At 59.1% G+C, this 16,289-nt stretch carries 15 protein-coding genes; 8 read left to right on the top strand and 7 right to left on the bottom strand.

What is annotated here, in order from left to right; translation table 11 throughout:
• Entirely contained in the window at positions 1 to 789 is a 789-nt protein-coding gene (locus MDHKLMBL_RS07935; RefSeq protein WP_104270528.1) for an alpha/beta fold hydrolase, read from the top strand.
• A 46-nt stretch (positions 790 to 835) separates the two neighbouring features.
• Here MDHKLMBL_RS07935 and MDHKLMBL_RS07930 read toward each other — a convergent pair whose 3' ends face one another.
• Genes MDHKLMBL_RS07930 through MDHKLMBL_RS07915 form a run of 4 tightly spaced genes read right to left on the bottom strand, consistent with a single transcriptional unit; the run spans position 836 to position 5,220 of the window.
• On the bottom strand, positions 836 to 2,017 hold the full coding sequence (locus MDHKLMBL_RS07930; RefSeq protein WP_053113905.1) for an acyl-CoA dehydrogenase: 1,182 nt from the start codon (positions 2,015 to 2,017) through the stop codon (positions 836 to 838).
• 42 nt (positions 2,018 to 2,059) lie between these two features.
• A complete protein-coding gene (locus MDHKLMBL_RS07925) occupies positions 2,060 to 3,214 on the bottom strand; it encodes an acyl-CoA dehydrogenase family protein (protein WP_104270527.1) in 1,155 nt (384 codons plus the stop codon).
• A 9-nt stretch (positions 3,215 to 3,223) separates the two neighbouring features.
• Positions 3,224 to 4,420: an acyl-CoA dehydrogenase family protein gene (locus MDHKLMBL_RS07920; RefSeq protein WP_104270526.1), complete on the bottom strand. Its 1,197-nt coding sequence runs from the start codon at positions 4,418 to 4,420 to the stop codon at positions 3,224 to 3,226.
• A 23-nt stretch (positions 4,421 to 4,443) separates the two neighbouring features.
• Positions 4,444 to 5,220, bottom strand: a complete 777-nt coding sequence (locus MDHKLMBL_RS07915; protein WP_008177331.1) for an enoyl-CoA hydratase — start codon at positions 5,218 to 5,220, stop codon at positions 4,444 to 4,446.
• A gap of 215 nt (positions 5,221 to 5,435) precedes the next feature.
• Here MDHKLMBL_RS07915 and MDHKLMBL_RS07910 point away from each other — a divergent pair, with 215 nt between their 5' ends.
• From MDHKLMBL_RS07910 to MDHKLMBL_RS07885, 6 genes are all read left to right on the top strand, one after another.
• On the top strand, positions 5,436 to 7,100 hold the full coding sequence (locus tag MDHKLMBL_RS07910) for an AMP-binding protein (RefSeq protein ID WP_104270525.1): 1,665 nt from the start codon (positions 5,436 to 5,438) through the stop codon (positions 7,098 to 7,100).
• Positions 7,101 to 7,135: 35 nt separating this feature from the next.
• Positions 7,136 to 7,903: an SDR family NAD(P)-dependent oxidoreductase gene (locus MDHKLMBL_RS07905; RefSeq protein WP_104270524.1), complete on the top strand. Its 768-nt coding sequence runs from the start codon at positions 7,136 to 7,138 to the stop codon at positions 7,901 to 7,903.
• Positions 7,904 to 7,935: 32 nt separating this feature from the next.
• Positions 7,936 to 8,718: an enoyl-CoA hydratase-related protein gene (locus MDHKLMBL_RS07900; RefSeq protein WP_008177325.1), complete on the top strand. Its 783-nt coding sequence runs from the start codon at positions 7,936 to 7,938 to the stop codon at positions 8,716 to 8,718.
• 56 nt (positions 8,719 to 8,774) lie between these two features.
• A complete protein-coding gene (gene aliB, locus MDHKLMBL_RS07895) occupies positions 8,775 to 9,914 on the top strand; it encodes a cyclohexanecarboxyl-CoA dehydrogenase (RefSeq protein WP_104270523.1) in 1,140 nt (379 codons plus the stop codon).
• A 70-nt stretch (positions 9,915 to 9,984) separates the two neighbouring features.
• The gene (locus tag MDHKLMBL_RS07890; RefSeq protein WP_008177323.1) at positions 9,985 to 11,196 is read left to right on the top strand and encodes an ABC transporter substrate-binding protein; all 1,212 of its coding nucleotides are present in this window, start codon (positions 9,985 to 9,987) and stop codon (positions 11,194 to 11,196) included.
• Positions 11,197 to 11,374: 178 nt separating this feature from the next.
• Complete coding sequence (locus MDHKLMBL_RS07885) at positions 11,375 to 11,845, top strand: MarR family winged helix-turn-helix transcriptional regulator (protein WP_008177322.1); 471 nt, start codon at positions 11,375 to 11,377, stop codon at positions 11,843 to 11,845.
• 42 nt (positions 11,846 to 11,887) lie between these two features.
• On the opposite strand, the gene MDHKLMBL_RS07880 is transcribed toward MDHKLMBL_RS07885, so the two are convergent.
• Entirely contained in the window at positions 11,888 to 12,280 is a 393-nt protein-coding gene (locus MDHKLMBL_RS07880) for a glutaredoxin family protein (RefSeq protein ID WP_053113887.1), read from the bottom strand.
• A 160-nt stretch (positions 12,281 to 12,440) separates the two neighbouring features.
• Here MDHKLMBL_RS07880 and MDHKLMBL_RS07875 point away from each other — a divergent pair, with 160 nt between their 5' ends.
• On the top strand, positions 12,441 to 14,123 hold the full coding sequence (locus MDHKLMBL_RS07875) for an FAD-binding oxidoreductase (protein ID WP_241956196.1): 1,683 nt from the start codon (positions 12,441 to 12,443) through the stop codon (positions 14,121 to 14,123).
• 10 nt (positions 14,124 to 14,133) lie between these two features.
• Here the strand turns inward: MDHKLMBL_RS07875 and MDHKLMBL_RS07870 are convergent, their stop codons facing one another.
• Complete coding sequence (locus MDHKLMBL_RS07870; protein WP_104270522.1) at positions 14,134 to 15,264, bottom strand: putative sulfate/molybdate transporter; 1,131 nt, start codon at positions 15,262 to 15,264, stop codon at positions 14,134 to 14,136.
• 38 nt (positions 15,265 to 15,302) lie between these two features.
• The gene (locus MDHKLMBL_RS07865; protein WP_053113883.1) at positions 15,303 to 16,187 is read right to left on the bottom strand and encodes a substrate-binding domain-containing protein; all 885 of its coding nucleotides are present in this window, start codon (positions 16,185 to 16,187) and stop codon (positions 15,303 to 15,305) included.
• Between the last annotated feature and the right edge of the window lie 102 nt (positions 16,188 to 16,289).

Raw genomic sequence — 16,289 nt, 5'->3', positions numbered from 1 at the left:
ATGTCATTTCTGAACCATAACGGTCGTACCATCTGCTACCGCCTGCTCGGCGACAGCGAGAAGCCCCTGCTGGTACTGGCCCACCCGCTGGGCATGACCCAGGGCGTTTGGGACGACATGCTGCCGGCCCTGCTGGGCAAATTCCGGGTCCTGGCCTGGGACCTGCCCGGCCACGGTGCCAGCAGCGCCTGGCCGGAGGGCGCCGGGAAAATCACCCCCGATGACCTGGCCCAGGAAGCACTCACCCTCGCCCAGGTCGCCGGTGCCAAGGCCTTCCACTTCACCGGGACCTCCATCGGCGGTGTGATCGGCCAGCAGCTGGTTTCCGAGTACAGCGACAATCTGATTTCGGCCACGCTGACCAACACCGGCGCCATCATTGGCACCGTGGAAGCCTGGAATCTGCGGGCCTCCAACGTCCGAGGTAAGGGCCTTGCCGCCATGGCCGGAGAGATTGTGCCACGCTGGTTCGGTCCAGCAGCCTGCAAGGAACAAACGGCTCTGCTTGATGGATGGAAGGTCATCATGGGGCGTGGAGACGACCACAGCTATGCCCTTCTGTGTGAAATGCTGGGTAAAGCCGATTTCAGGGAGAAGCTGAAGGACCGCAATGTACCGATTCTCCTGCTTGGTGGCTCAGAGGATGCGGCAACACCACCGGAGTCACTGAAAGCCCTGGCGCAATTCAGTCACTCCCCGGACCCGCTGATTCTGGAAGGCATTGGCCACGTGCCATCGATCGAGTGTCCAGCACTGCTTGCCGATTTGTTGCTCAAACATCTCGGCTGATAAAAAAGGGGGGGCCAATAACTCCATTGGCCCCCTGCACAAATGATTAAAAGAACGCCTGAATCCCGGTCTGGGCTCGACCCAGAATCAGAGCGTGCACATCGTGAGTGCCTTCATAGGTATTCACCACTTCCAGATTCACCAGATGTCGCGCCACCCCAAATTCATCACTGATTCCGTTCCCCCCGAGCATATCCCTGGCCAGGCGGGCAACATCCAGGGCCTTGCCGCAGGAATTGCGCTTCATGATCGAAGTGATCTCGACGGCAGCCGTGCCCTCATCCTTCATCCGACCAAGACGCAGGCAGCCTTGCAGGGCCAGGGTGATGTCGGTCTGCATATCTGCCAGCTTTTTCTGGATCAGCTGGTTGGCCGCCAGCGGCCGACCGAACTGCTTGCGGTCCAGCACATACTGGCGAGCGGTGTGCCAGCAATCTTCGGCGGCACCCAGAGCACCCCAGGAAATACCGTAGCGGGCGGAGTTCAGGCAGGTGAACGGCCCCTTCAGCCCTCGCACGTCCGGGAAGGCGTTTTCTTCCGGCACAAAGACGCCGTCCATCACGATTTCACCGGTGATCGAGGCCCGCAGCCCTACCTTGCCGTGAATGGCCGGGGCACTCAGTCCCTCCCAGCCTTTCTCAAGCACAAAGCCGCGAATTGCGCCGTCGTCGTCCTTGGCCCAGACCACGAACACATCAGCGATTGGGCTGTTGGTAATCCACATCTTGCTGCCGGTCAGGCGGTAACCGCCGTCCACCTTGCGGGCGCGGGTCGCCATGTTGCCAGGATCGGAGCCATGGTCTGGTTCGGTCAACCCGAAACACCCAATCCATTCTCCGGAAGCGAGTTTGGGCAGATACTTCTGGCGGGTTTCCTCATTACCGAATTCGTAGATGGGCACCATCACCAGGGATGACTGCACACTCATCATGGACCGGTAACCGGAATCCACCCGCTCCACCTCGCGAGCGATCAGGCCATAACACACGTAATTCAGGCCGCTACCGCCGTATTGCTCGGGAATGGTACATCCCAGCAGGCCTGTCTCGCCCATTTCCCGGAATATCTCCGGGTCGGTCTGTTCGTTGCGGAAGGCTTCCAGCACCCGGGGCCGGAGCTTACTTTCGGCAAACTGGCGAGCACTCTCGCGCACCATGCGCTCGTCTTCGGTCAGTTGCTGGTCCAGCAACAGCGGGTCTTCCCAGTTGAAACTTGCTTGGTTGGCCATGTTGGTTGTCTCCGTTTGTTGATCTTGTCTTGGGGCGGGTGGTCAGGCCACCTGCTGTGAAGCCTGCCGGGGCACTTCCAGCAGGGCCGAATACTGTCCGAGGTGGAAGTCGTCATCCCCGAACTGATGAGTCAGCATCACCAGGCGCTTGGCGTGGTGGGCCAGTGAATATTCCCAGGTCATACCAATACCGCCGTGCAACTGGACAGACTGCTCGGCAATCAGCTGCGACGCCCGGGCCACGGTGAACTTGGCAGCAGCAAGCCGTCGGCTGCGACTTTCCGAATCCGGGTCGTCTGCCACACAGGCTGCAAGAATGGTCATGGAGCGCGCCAGCTCAAGTTCGCCGCGCATTTCCGCCATCCGGTGCTGGAGCGCCTGAAAGCGGCCAATCGGTGAGCCGAACTGCTGGCGCGTTTTCAGATAGTCCAGAGTCAGCCGGAAGGCCTCCTCCATACTGCCCACCGCCTCGGCGCACTGCGCGGCAACCGCACGGCCACGCTGATAGGCCAGCGCAGGCGCGGCCTTACCCGCCGGCCCGAGCAGGCTATCCGCCTCAACATAGACATCCGCCAGTGCAAGATCACAGGCCCTTGGGCCGTCTATGCAGGGGTAGCCGGTGCGCGAAACACCCTCAGCCCCCGGGTCCAGCAGAAACAGGCTTACGCCTTCACCATCACTCATCCGGGCAGCGACCAGAATGGTGTGGGCAAGCTCGCCGCCGATCACTACCCGCTTGCGGCCGCTCAGACGCCAGCCCCGTTCACAGGGCACCGCCTGGCATTCAATCGCCTCCGGATGGTAGTGGCTACCTGCTTCCTCGTCGGCCACCGTCAACAGACGCTCGCCTGCCGCCACTGCCGGCAGAATCGACTGCCGCTGTTCGGCGGAACCCAGTTGCTCAACCAGGCCGGCAGCATAAATCTGGGAATGCAGGTACGGCTCAAGACACAGGCCCCGGCCGAGCTCCTTCATCACCAGCATGTTTTCCACGCCGGTGCCGCCAAAGCCTTCGTACTCGGCAGCGATGGGCACCGAGGTAATGCCCAGCTCTGACAACTGGCGCCAGAACTCCGGGCTGTAACCCCGGGGGCTTTGGTAAAATACTTCACGCTGCTCAAAACTGTAGGTATTGCGGACCAGACGCTCGACCGTATCCGCCAGCATCTGTTGCTCTTCGTTCAGTTCAAAATTCATAGTCCCCTCCTACAGTTCCAGAACCAGCTTGGCGATGATGTTCTTCTGAATTTCGTTGGACCCGCCGTAGATAGACAGCTTGCGCAGATTAAAGTACTGGCTGGCCGGCGACGCGCTGTAATCCTGATACAACGGCTCGCCATGGAAGTCCGATTCCAGCTCCGGTTCCAGGAACGGCAGCGCGTTCGGCCCGAGTGCCTTGCGCATCAGGTCTGTAATCGCCTGGCGGATCTCCGAACCCTGGATCTTCAGCAACGAGCTCTCCGCCCCTGGCACCCCACCATCGCGGGTGGCGGCCAGAATGCGAAGGGTGCTCATCTCCACCGCCATCAGGCGCATTTCCAACTCGGCGATCCGGGCGCGAAACAGGGGATCGTCAATCCTTGATTGGCCGGCCACCGTCTCGGCACTGGCAATCTGCTTGAGATGTGCCAGCGCCGCTTTTGACTGGCCGATACCGGCCTGGCCAGTACGCTCGTGGGTGAGCAGATACTTGGCACAGGTCCAGCCCTTGTTCTCCTCACCAACCAGGTTTTCCACCGGCACCCGAACGTTGTCGAAGAACACCTCGTTGACCTCGTGTTCACCATCCAGGGTGATAATCGGGCGCACAGTAATGCCTGGCGTATCCATGTCGATCAGCAGGAAGGAGATGCCCTCCTGCTTCTTGGCGGAAGGATCGGTGCGAACCAGGCAGAAGATCCGGTTGGCATGTTGGCCCAGGGTGGTCCAGGTCTTTTGACCGTTGACCAGGTAATGATCGCCATCCCGCTCGGCGCGGGTTTTCAGGCTGGCCAGGTCGGAGCCGGCGCCGGGCTCGGAATAGCCCTGGCACCACCAGTCCTCGCTGCGCAGAATCCGCGGCAGGTAGTAATCCTTCTGGGTCTGGGTGCCGAACTTGATGATTACCGGTGCCACCATGTTGACGCCGAACGCCACCAATCTGGGCGCTCCAGCGGCGGCGCACTCCTCGTCAAAAATGTGCTTCTGCACCACGGACCAGTCGGTACCGCCATGCTCGACCGGCCAGTTGACGGCATACCAACCCTTCTGGTTAAGAATCTTCTGCCAGCGCTGATGATCCTCTTTGGCAAGTCGACGGCCCAGACGGACATTCTCTGCAAGGTCGGCCGGCAGATTCTGTCCCAGAAACGCCCGCACCTCACTGCGGAAAGCCAGCTCTTCGGGGGTGAAATGAATATCCATAATCGCTCCTGAGCTTGTAAAGGTTAACGGTGCTTCCACTGGGGCTGACGTTTCTCGAGAAAAGCAGTCATACCCTCGCTTCGATCCTCGCTGGAAAAACTGGACCACAGCAGCCGGCGTTCGTATTCAACGCCCGCTCTCAAAGGGGTCTCGAACGCCTGATTAACCGCATCCTTGTTGATCATGGTGGCCATCTGCGAATAGCCGGCGATTTCCCCTGCTACCGCCATGGCCGTATCAAGCAGATCGTCAGTTGGCACGACCCGGCTGACCAGACCACTGCGCTCAGCTTCCTGCGCATCCATCATTCGACCGGTCAGGCACAGGTCCATAGTCTTGGCCTTGCCAATGGCCCGGGCCAGCCGCTGGGTACCACCGGCTCCGGGCAGGGTGCCAATCTTCACTTCCGGCTGGCCGAAGCGGGCGTTATCGGCGGCAATCAGTAGGTCACACATCATCGCCAGTTCACAGCCACCGCCGAGTGCCAGGCCGGCCACCGCGGCAATCACCGGCTTTCGGCATCGGGTCACGGTTTCCCAATTGGCGGAGATGAAGCGCTCACGGTAGGCCCGGGAAAAGTCCAGGGCATGGACTTCGGCAATATCCGCGCCGGCGGCAAAGGCTTTCTCGTTGCCGGTAATGACAACGGCGCGGATGGCCTCATCCGCTTCCAGGACTTCCAGAGCGGAAGTCAGTTCGTTCATCAGCGCGTTGTTCAACGCGTTGTAGACCTCTGGTCGGTTGAGTCTGACCAGGGCCACAGCGTCGTGCTTTTCAAGCAATATATTGCTGTATTCCATAACCATCTCCGCTAACAGATTTTTTCTTATTACTTCTTCATGAAGCCCATGTAGGACTATTTGTCCGATTTCTAGAGGCTACACCCGAATATTTTTTAAGGCAACATGTTGACATATTATTTTGAGAAGGCGTATGTTGAAACTGACAAGGCAACGACCTGCTTATGCGGGCTGGCCACCCAACAAAAACAAACCGGACACAACAGGTGAATCAGATGGATACAGGCATCACTCTCAATCCGGAACGCCGTGACGCCATGCTGGAAAGCGGCGCCTGGAACGACAAACTCATTACCGACTACCTGGATCAGGCAGTCGCCAGCACTCCAGACCGGGAAGCCATCGTCGGCTACCAGGTCACCAGCGACACCCGCACCGCCCTCACTTATCGGCAACTCAATAACAAAGTCACCCGCATGGCGGCCGGCCTGGCCGGCATGGGCATCGGTAAAGGCGACGTGGTGGCCTGCCAGCTACCGAACTGGTGGCAGACCACCGCCCTGCATCTGGCCTGCATGCGCATCGGCGCGATTCTGAATCCGCTCATGCCTATTTTCCGGGAGCGGGAACTGCGCTTCATGCTCAAGCATGGCGAGGCCAAACTGCTGGTAATACCAAAGGTCTTTCGTGGCTTTGACTACGAGGCCATGATTGACGGTATTCGGGGGGAGCTGCCGGATCTCGAAACCCTGCTGGTCATCGGGGGAGAGGGCGAGCGTAGCTTTGAACAACGTCTCACGGAGACCCCCTGGGAAGAAAAGCAAGACACCAAGGCCCTGTTTGCCGAGCGCCAACTCACCGCCGACGACGCCATCCAGATCCTTTACACCTCCGGTACCACCGGCGAACCCAAGGGGGTCATGCACTCCTCCAACACCCTGTTTTCCAATGTGCGTCCTTACGCCGACCGCCTGCACCTGAGCTCGGACGACAAAGTATTGATGGCCTCCCCGGTGGCCCACCAGACCGGCTTCATGTACGGCATCATGATGCCCATTTACCTGGGCACCACCGCGATCCTCCAGGACATTTGGGACGCGGACTATGTCTGCAAGGTGATTGCTGCCGAGAAACCGGCCTTCACCATGGCCGCCACGCCGTTCCTGGCGGATCTGGTGAAAACCGCACCCAAGCACGAGGGTGAACTGGATTCCCTGCGGATCTTCGTCTCAGCCGGCGCCCCCATCCCAAGTGCCGTGGTGGAACAGGCCGGCAAGGTTCTGAAGGCAAAGATTGTCTCGGCCTGGGGCATGACCGAAAACGGCGCGGTCACCATGACCTGCCCGGAGGATCCCGCCGAGCGGGCCAGCCAATCCGACGGCAAGGCCCTGCCCTTCATGGACGTGAAAGTCACCGACTTTAAGGGCAACGAACTGCCGGCCGGGGAAGAAGGCAGCCTGTTGGTACGTGGCTCCAGCCTGTTTGTCGGCTATCTCAAACGACCCGAGCTCTATGGCGTGGACGAAGCCGGCTGGTTCAACACCGGCGATCTCGCGCGCATGGACAAGGATGGCTACATCCGCATCACCGGCCGCACCAAGGATGTGGTCATCCGGGGCGGTGAGAACATTCCGGTCGTGGAGGTGGAGAACCTGCTCTACAAGTTCCCCGGCATTGTCGATGTCGCCCTGGTGGGTTGCCCGGACGAACGCCTGGGTGAGCGCCTGTGCGCCTACGTCACCCTCGACGAGAACGCCACCGATCTGACCCTGGACCAGGTCAAGGCCTATCTGACCGATCAGCAACTGTCCAAAAACTACCTGCCGGAATATCTGGAAGTGATCGAGGCCATGCCTCGCACCGCCTCCGGCAAGATCCAGAAATTCAAACTGCGGGAACAGGCGAAAGAAGTGCGCCTGGAGCCGGCCAAACGCGGTTAATCCCATTGATCTAACAGCTACAGGAGCAAGTCATCATGAGAGGCCTTAACGGAAAAACAGTCATCGTGACCGGCGGCGGGGGCGGCATTGGCCGCGCCGTGTGTCAGCGCTTTGCAGAAGAAGGCAGCGCGGTGGCCGTGCTGGACCGTGATGAAAGTGCGGCCCAGGCCACGGCAGACCTAATCACCGAAGCCGGGGGCAAGGCCTGCGCCTACGCCGCCGACATTACCGATTACGCCGCGATTACTGACACCGTGGCGACCATCGAGAGCGATCTGGGCGTGCCCACGGTGCTGGTAAATAACGCCGGTTTCGACCGCTTCATGCCGTTCCTGAAAACCGAGCCGAAACTGTGGGACCAGCTGATTGCAGTGAACCTGACCGGTGCGCTGAACATGCATCATGTGGTACTGCCGAAGATGATTGCCGCCGGCGGCGGCAAGGTCATCAACATTGCCTCCGACGCGGCCAGGGTCGGCTCCTCCGGCGAATCCGTCTACGCCGCCTGCAAGGCCGGTCTGGTGGGCTTCAGCAAGACCGTGGCGCGGGAACTGGCCACCAAGAACGTGTGCCTGAACGTGGTTTGCCCCGGCCCCACCGACACCGCCCTGCTCAAGGGCGTGGCGGAAACCGCCCCAAATCCCGAGAAGCTACTGGAAGCCTTCCGCAACGCGGTGCCCATGAAGCGCCTGGCCCAACCGGAAGACTACCCCGGCATCATCGCCCTGCTGGCCAGTGACGACGCCAACTTCATCACCGGCCAGGTGATCAGCGTGTCCGGCGGCCTGACCATGGCCGGCTAAGCGCCCATTTTCACGAACACGGAGAACAGATCATGAATTACGAAGATATCCTGTACGACGAAACCGACGGCATTGCCACCATCACCATCAACCGTCCGGAGCGCTACAACGCCTTCCGTGGCCAGACCTGCATGGAGCTTCTAGACGCCTTCAACCGCGCCGGCTGGAACAAGGACATCGGCGTCATCGTGTTCACCGGGGCTGGTGAAAAAGCCTTCTGCACCGGTGGCGACCAGGGCGCCCACGAAGGCCAGTACGACGGCCGCGGTCTAATTGGCCTGCCCGTGGAAGAGCTGCAACGCACCATCCGGGAAGTACCCAAGCCGGTGATTGCCCGGGTCAACGGCTTCGCCATCGGCGGTGGCCACGTGCTGCACGTGATCTGTGACCTGAGCATCGCCTCGGAAACGGCCATTTTCGGCCAGGTCGGCCCCAAGGTCGGCTCCGTCGATCCCGGCTTCGGTACCGCCTACCTGGCGCGGGTCGTGGGTGAGAAGCGCGCCCGGGAAATCTGGTACCTGTGCCGCAAGTACAGTGCACAGCAGGCACTGGATTGGGGCCTGGTCAACGCCGTGGTGCCACCGGAGCAGCTGGATGAGGAAGTGCAGAAGTGGTGTGAGGAAATCCTTGAGAAGAGCCCCACCGCTCTCACCATCGCCAAGCGCTCGTTCAATGCCGACAGCGACAACATTGCCGGCATCGGTGCCCTTGGGATGCAGGCATTGAGCCTGTATTACGACACCGAAGAGTCCAAAGAAGGCGTGAAAGCCTTCAAGGAAAAGCGCAAGCCGGACTTCCGGAAATTCTACAAGTAAGCAGACCGACCCGGTGGCCACCCGTCACCGGGGCATAGACACTCCCGGAGAACACCATGAATTTCGGATTCAATGAAGAACAGAACGCGATTCGCGAGGTTGTGGCCCGCTTCAGCGCCGAGGTGCTGGCTCCGGGCTATCGCAAGCGGGATCAGGAAGGCGTCATCGAAAAGGATGTCATCCGCCAGCTCGGCGAGATGGGGCTGCTTGGTGGCGAACTGCCGGAAGAGTTCGGCGGCAGCGGCATGGACTGTGTTACCAGTGGCCTGATCATCGAGGAAATCTCCAAAGGAGATTTCAACGTTGGCTACATCCCCCTGCTGACTTCCCTGAACGGACAGATCATTGCCAGCCACGCCGCGCCGGACCTGGCGAAGGAGTGGCTGCACGGCATGACCTCCGGCCAGAAGGTGGCGTGCATTGCCCTGACTGAACCCCACGGCGGTTCCGACGCTGCCAACTTGCGCCTGAAGGCGGAGAAGAAGGGCGACGTGTACGTGCTCAACGGCGAGAAAACCTCCATCTCCATGGCCGACCAGGCCGACGTGGCGGTGGTGTTCGCCCGCACCGGCACGGTAGAGCAGCGCGCCTCCGGCATCAGTGCGTTCCTGGTGCCCATGGACAGCCCGGGCATCACCACCACCCGGTTCGAGGACAACGGCCAGCGCGCCATCGGTCGCGGCTCGATTTTCTTCGATAACGTGGAAGTGCCCGCCGTCAACATGATGGGCGACGAGGGTAAAGGCTTCAAACAGGTCATGCAGGGTTTTGATTACAGCCGTGCCCTGATCGGCCTGCAGTGCCTGGCCGTCGCGCAACAATCCCTGGATGAAACCTGGCAGTGGCTGACCGAGCGAACCGCCTTCGGCCAGAACCTGTCCGCGTTCCAGGGCCTGACCCATCCGCTGGCGGAATACCAGACCTATGTTCATGCGGCCCGCATGCAGTGCTACCACGCACTATGGCTCAAGGACAACAACCTGCCCCATAACGCCGAAGCCGCCATGAATAAATGGTGGGGGCCGAAATTGGCCTTTGATGTGGTTAAACAGTGCCTGCTGGCCCACGGTCACACCGGTTGGGGTGAGGACCTGCCGTTTGCCCAGCGCCTGAGAGATGTTCTTGGTCTTCAGATTGGCGATGGCACAGCCCAGATCATGAAAAACATCATCGCGAAGGAATACCTACCGAAGTAATCAAACTGATCAACCTGACAAAAGCAACAAGAACCCAAACCAAAACAAGTTTCGTAGCGGAGATGGAACAATGAAAAATACAAAAAAGATTCTGCCCTCAGTCGTTGCCTCAATTCTTATGGCAGGCAGTGCCCAGGCTGCCATATCTGGAGATACGGTTAAGCTTGGGTATCTCGCTGACATGTCCGGCACGTACCGTGACCTTGCCGGCCCGAATGGTTTGACGGCGATGGAAATGGCGGTTGCTGATTTTGGTGGCAAGGTCAACAATGCCGCGATTGAGGTAGTCAGTGCTGACGACCGCAACAGCCCGGACGTTGCCTCCAGCACCGTGCGACGCTGGGTAGAGAATGACGGAGTCGACATGGTTGGCGGGTTGGTGGCCTCTTCTGTGACAATCGCCACCACGAAGATCCTTGAGGAGAACAACAAACTGGGACTGATCTCCGGCTCCGCAGCCTCAAGCATCACCAACGAACACTGCACCCCAAATCATATTCAGTACGTCTATGACACCTACGCACTGTCCATTGGCACTCCAACCGCAATCGTTCAGGAAGGCGGCAAATCCTGGTACATATTGACCGCAGACTATGCCTTCGGTCATGCCATGGAGGCGGACGTCACACGGGTTGTAGAAGCCAATGGTGGTAAGATTCTGGGAAGCATCCGCCATCCATTCCCGACTCCTGACTTCTCTTCATTTATTTTGCAGGCCCAGGCTTCTGGCGCCGATGTCATCGCTCTGGCAAACGCCGGTGCAGATACCACCAATGCGATCACCACTGCGGCAGAATTCGGTATTACCCAGTCAGGCCAGACCATTGCCGGGCTTGTCGTATTTATCAGTGACATACACGCTCTCGGTCCCCAGGCGGCTCAGGGGCTGCAGCTTACTACCGGTTGGTACTGGGACATGAACGACGAGACTCGTGAATGGTCTGATCGTTTCATGGAAGAGACCGGCACCCGTCCAACCATGGTGCATGCGGGCATCTACTCCAGCACGATGCAATACCTGAAGGCGGTGGAAGCTACTGGCTCGGATGACTCCCAAACTGTCCGCCAGCATCTGATAGAGACTCCGATCAACGACATGTTTGCCAAAAACGGTCGTATCCGTGAGGACGGCCGCATGGTTCATGACATGTTTCTGGCTCAGGTGAAAACTCCGGAAGAATCTACCGGCGAGTGGGATCTGTACAAGATCGTTCGAACTATTCCCGGCGACGAAGCGTTCCGACCGCTTTCCGAGAGCAAGTGCAAGCTGATCACCAACTGAGTGAAGACTGCGACTACGGAGTTTCCTGCTAGATCTCAGGAAACTCCGGATTCACAGTGCCCTGCTCCTCCGGCGTGACCCAAGAAAATGCGGAAGATCACCCCGGATCTATGTGAAGATATCGTTGATGAATAGACTCAAACGTCTTGCGAACCATTCTTTACCAACGGGATACGAAATGATCGTCAACGAATCCGGAGGCATCCCCAACCGCCTGTTTTTCCGTCTGTTCCAGACAGGAAACATCCTGCAACGCCAGGTTCAGAATGAAATGGGCATCAGCGCCGTGCAGTGGGCAGTACTGGGTGCATTATCTCGAGAAGGATTCGAAGATGGCACCTCATTCAACCAACTGAAAGAGTACCTCTACGTCAGTCGCCAAAACCTCGATGGCGTGCTCAAACGAATGGAACGAGACGGGCATGTTGTTCGGATACCGGATCCCCAGGATCGCCGAGCTCGACTCGTGGTTCTTACCGAATCTGGCCGCACTTTCTGGAATCGACTTCAGGACACTATTGCCGAATTTTACAGACAGGCCATGCAGGGGATGAGTTTTGATGACGGCGTCAGCCTGCTTCACCTTCTGAAAAAGCTTCAGCATGAACTCATCGACATATCCCTGGAATCGAACATCCCAGGGGAATGATCGTGACTAGCTAACGCCCTCTCCAAAAATCAGCAACGGCAATCAGGCCGGCTCAAACCGCTCCTGTAGCCACGCCTTGATCTCGTCAGACTCATACAGCCAACGATCACTGCCATCCTCCTGATGAATCTTCAGGCAGGGCACCTTGATTTGGCCGCCGCCGGCTTCCAGCGCCGCACGATGTTCCGGGTCATGCTGGGCGTCGCGGGTTTCAATGTTCAGACCGAGCCGTGCGATTTCCTTTCTTACCTTGATGCAGAACGGGCAGGCCTTGAACTGGTACAGGGCGAGATTTTTGCTGGCCTCGTCGGCGCGGGCTTGCTCTTCAGCACTGCGGGTCACGCTTTCAGGCGTGCTGAGCTTTTCACTGAGCAGCATGAAGGGCGTCAGTACCAGACGCAGGGTGCGAAAAAAATAGCGAATAATAACTCTCATGAGTAAGACTCAAACTCCGGGTTTCTTGGTAAAAGTCGGCCTGAACGATGTCGGCATTCAGGATTGATTTGCGTACTTGATAGCGGTGTACGAGGATATCATTTCAACAGATGAAGTGTTCAGAGTAACGGGGGCAGACCCCTCATTGATGGAGAATCCGATGTCTGAGTCCGGCACCAAATCTCTGCGCAAACCCCTGCGATTCTGGGGTTGGGGCTATGCGGATGAGGATCTGCATCCCGAAGAACACGCCATGATCGAGACCGTTACGAAAATGTTGGTGCCGGAAGGCCTGGTGGAGATTGAGCCACCAAAGGTTGAAGACTTTGACCTCCCAGCATCCCGGTTGCCCTCTGTTCCCGAGCATCTCTCAGACATCATTTCCACTACGAACTACGACCGCCTGGTGCACAGCTACGGGAAGTCCTACGCCGACATGGCCAGGATGCTGATGCGAAAAGTGCCCAACCCGCCCGATGCCGTCGCCTTTCCCAAGACGGAAGACGATATCCAGCAACTGTTTCGCTATGCGGCCGAAGACAATATTGCACTGATCCCGTTCGGTGGCGGCACCAGTGTCTGCGGCGGCGTGGAGCCCGATGTTGGCGACAGCTACCGGGCGACCATCAGCGTTGATATGGAGAACCTGGACCGGATTCTGGAGATCGATCCGGTCAGCCGCCGGGCACGGATTCAGGCTGGCATCAAAGGCCCGGATCTTGAGCGGCAGTTAAAACAGCACGGATTGACGCTGCGCCATTATCCGCAGAGCTTTCCCTTTGTGAGCCTGGGAGGCATGCTCGCCACACGCGCTGGCGGGCACTTTGCGACCGTCTACACCCACATTGAAGATATGGTGGAAGCAACCAGGCTGATCACGCCCAAAGGCATTATCGAGACCCGGGCCTTGCCCGGCTCAGGTGCCGGCCCCTCGGCAGATCGCATGATCTGTGGTTCGGAGGGCACCCTGGGCATCATTACCGAGGCAACCATGCGACTGCAGCACCGTCCCACCTGGAGAGCCACGGCCTCGGTGCGGTTTGACAGTTTCATGAAAGGCGTCGATGCGGTCCGGCAAATTGCGCAATCGGGCTTGTTTCCATCCAACTGCCGCCTGCTCGATGAAGCCGAAGTGATCATCAACCGGATTGCTGACAGGCCTTGCGCCATTCTGGTTCTTGGTTTCGAATCCGCAGATCATCCGCAAGACCAGAAAATCGAGCGGGCCGTCGCCATTGCCGAAGAACATGGCGGTGTTCTGCAAAAAGATGGCATTAGCTATAACCCGGATCATGCAGAAAAAGGGTCCAGCGAAGCCGAGTCCTGGAGAAATGCCTTTATCCGAATGCCCTACTGGCGCAATCGATTAACCGCCATGGGCATGATTGCCGACACCTTCGAAACCGCGATCACCTGGGACAGGTTCCCGAGCCTTTACAAGGCAGTAAGATCAACCATGGAGTCCGCGCTTCGCGAGATCACGCAACGACCATTTTCATTCTCCTGCCGCTTTACCCATGTTTACCCGGACGGGCCTGCGCCCTATTTCACGTTTTATTGCGTGGGCGACACTACCGGCGATCTGGGCAAAGCCCTGGAAAAGTGGAAACAGCTCAAGCGCATCTCCATGGAAGTGCTGGCCGAGCAAGGCGCTACCGTCACCCATCACCACGCCGTTGGCCGGGATCATCGCTTTGGCTATGAGCAGCAGACATCACCGCTGTTTCGTCAGACCCTGGCGGCGGGCAAGCACTTCCTGGATCCTCAGGGCATCCTGAATCCGGGCGCTTTGTATGATCCGCAGGATAAAAACGTTGGCATTCGGGGGGTATTGGAAGACTGAGGCAACTCTCTCAGTCCTGATGCACACCGTTGAAACGTCCCCGCAACCAGGCAGTCCGGAACGTCTCCGCCGCCACCCCGGCCAGGAATCCGAAAAACGGGTCAGCCCAGAAGGTAATCAGTGCGGTGATTCCGATCACCGGCCAGCAGGATGGTTTCGCGGTCCAGAGACGCCTGGTGAGGCCAAGCTCGACAGCTGCGACCATGAGCAGGGCGCCGAGACCGGCCGCGGGTACAGCCGCGATAAACGACAGCCCGCCGGGTACGATTGCCACCAGAAGCAACCCCACGCCCAGCAGGACGGGCGCAACGCCCGTGCGGGCACCGAAGCGATAGTGTGCCGCAACACCCCCAGCGCCATGACACATGGGCAAGGCACCGAACGGAACCAGGCACAGGTTGGCCAGGCCGGTTGTAACGGAAAGACGCGCAGGCGAGACCCGGGACTGGTCGCCGAAATAATCCCCGACCACCAGGGCCGTCAGAACGATCGCGTTGGTGATGGTCAGCGCCAGTTGTGGCAGCACCAGGATGGAAAATCCCTGCTGCCAGTCATCCATTGAGGGCAGCTCCGGCATCGAGAAAATTGCCGGATCCACCGGTAGCGGCAGCCCGGGCGAGCCCAGCAACGCCCCGAGAACCATCGCCACGGCAAGCCCCAGTAATGCCGCAGGCCAACTGGGGAAAAGTTTCAGGGTGACGGCCAGCAACGCAAGGACCAGGAGCCCCAACGGCAAAGAGGTGGTCATCAATTCCAGGCTCATGCTGGCCAACAACAACCCCAGCCCCAACTGCAGGCCGCTCAACACCGACCCCGGTACCAGGCGCGCAGCCCGGTTGATCCACCCGGTTGAACCGAGAATCAGAAGAATAGCACCGATCAGAACACCACTGGCAACGAGGCTTTGGGCGCTGACCTGGGTGGTAAGAAGAAGCGCGGCCACCGCTTTCATGGGTTGCACGGGCACCGGCAGTCGATAATACAGCCCGGTGGCGATATAGAAGAGAGCAAAGCCCAGCAGAACCGGTACCGGCGCCAGCCCGGCTACGCCAATGGCGCCGAGGCTCAGTGGCAGCAGGGTACCAATGTCACCCAAAGCGCCGCTGAACTCTTTGACCGTTCTGTTTCCGATTGACCCCATGCAGGCCCCTGCTTGATCTGCCTGTTTATTATTTTTGCTCAGGCGTTGTACACAACGTTTCCAAGCTCACTGATATTATAACCACCCAATGCCTCCGCTCGCTGAACAAATCGTTCACTGCGGGCAAAAGCCAGCAATCGCTGCATGGCGGGTTCGAAGTAATGACGCCGGCGCATGGCCAAGTCAAAATGCTCCTGCTGCAGCGGGATAAACGCCAGGCCCTGGCGCCTTGCCGCCGCTTCTATACCTATGCCCACGTCCGCCTCCCCCTGGCGAATGGCCAGGGCCAGATCATCCTCGCTGAGTGAAGGATGCTCGGCCCAGGTCAGCTGACTGCCCTCGATACGATGGCGGGCAAGCAGGCTCTGCAACAGATGACTGACACCGGCATTCGGCTGTCGATGGGCCAGGCGAAGACCGGGCCGCGCGATATCCTCCAGTTGTGTCAGTTTGTGGGGATTGCCCGGCGCCAGGAGCAGGCCCTGCTGTCGCTTGGCCCAACGAATCAGCACCAGGTCTCGCATCCCGGTCAAACCCAGGGTTGCCGGATCGTTATAACGCTCGCTCTCGGCGTGCCAGATATGCATACCCGCGAGCATGGCCCGACCATCGACCAGTCGCTGCACCCCATCACCGCTTCCCTGGCACAACATGGCCAGCTCTGCGTTGCTCTCCTTTACCGCCCATTCGAGCAGCGGGTCCTGACTGCCCACCAGCACCGGCGGGGTTGGCGCACTGATCGCGTCGTCCCCTTCCAGGTGGTTCATCAGCCACAAATCAATACGCTGGCGTGGGAACAATAGCTTTCCGGTAATTCGCACACAGGGAATGACACCCTGGCTGACCAGATCGTAGACCTTGCGTTCTTTCAGGCGCAGATACTCGGCGGCCTCGGCCGTAGTGAGATAGGCGGGAAGGGACATCGGTTTCTCCGGCGGATCGGGCAAAAGCACCAGACTGTTTTTGGCTGCATATTTTTCAGCAGGCTGTGCAAAGCGTAGTTAAAAACGCCACGATACTCAACA

The sequence above is a fragment of the Marinobacter flavimaris genome, from assembly GCF_002933295.1.
GTDB classification, from domain to species: domain Bacteria; phylum Pseudomonadota; class Gammaproteobacteria; order Pseudomonadales; family Oleiphilaceae; genus Marinobacter; species Marinobacter flavimaris.
Note: the sequence above shows the minus strand (reverse complement) of the source record. Positions and strands in the feature narration are given on the sequence as shown.

Coding starts and splice junctions, on each gene's coding strand:
- MDHKLMBL_RS07890 (WP_008177323.1), top strand. CDS start 9,985: ATGAAAAATACAAAAAAGATTCTGCCCTCAGTCGTTGCCTCAATTCTT.
- MDHKLMBL_RS07920 (WP_104270526.1), bottom strand. CDS start 4,420: ATGGATATTCATTTCACCCCCGAAGAGCTGGCTTTCCGCAGTGAGGTG.
- aliB (WP_104270523.1), top strand. CDS start 8,775: ATGAATTTCGGATTCAATGAAGAACAGAACGCGATTCGCGAGGTTGTG.
- MDHKLMBL_RS07935 (WP_104270528.1), top strand. CDS start 1: ATGTCATTTCTGAACCATAACGGTCGTACCATCTGCTACCGCCTGCTC.
- MDHKLMBL_RS07870 (WP_104270522.1), bottom strand. CDS start 15,264: ATGGGGTCAATCGGAAACAGAACGGTCAAAGAGTTCAGCGGCGCTTTG.
- MDHKLMBL_RS07865 (WP_053113883.1), bottom strand. CDS start 16,187: ATGTCCCTTCCCGCCTATCTCACTACGGCCGAGGCCGCCGAGTATCTG.
- MDHKLMBL_RS07900 (WP_008177325.1), top strand. CDS start 7,936: ATGAATTACGAAGATATCCTGTACGACGAAACCGACGGCATTGCCACC.
- MDHKLMBL_RS07930 (WP_053113905.1), bottom strand. CDS start 2,017: ATGGCCAACCAAGCAAGTTTCAACTGGGAAGACCCGCTGTTGCTGGAC.
- MDHKLMBL_RS07925 (WP_104270527.1), bottom strand. CDS start 3,214: ATGAATTTTGAACTGAACGAAGAGCAACAGATGCTGGCGGATACGGTC.
- MDHKLMBL_RS07915 (WP_008177331.1), bottom strand. CDS start 5,220: ATGGAATACAGCAATATATTGCTTGAAAAGCACGACGCTGTGGCCCTG.
- MDHKLMBL_RS07910 (WP_104270525.1), top strand. CDS start 5,436: ATGGATACAGGCATCACTCTCAATCCGGAACGCCGTGACGCCATGCTG.
- MDHKLMBL_RS07885 (WP_008177322.1), top strand. CDS start 11,375: ATGATCGTCAACGAATCCGGAGGCATCCCCAACCGCCTGTTTTTCCGT.
- MDHKLMBL_RS07905 (WP_104270524.1), top strand. CDS start 7,136: ATGAGAGGCCTTAACGGAAAAACAGTCATCGTGACCGGCGGCGGGGGC.
- MDHKLMBL_RS07880 (WP_053113887.1), bottom strand. CDS start 12,280: ATGAGAGTTATTATTCGCTATTTTTTTCGCACCCTGCGTCTGGTACTG.
- MDHKLMBL_RS07875 (WP_241956196.1), top strand. CDS start 12,441: ATGTCTGAGTCCGGCACCAAATCTCTGCGCAAACCCCTGCGATTCTGG.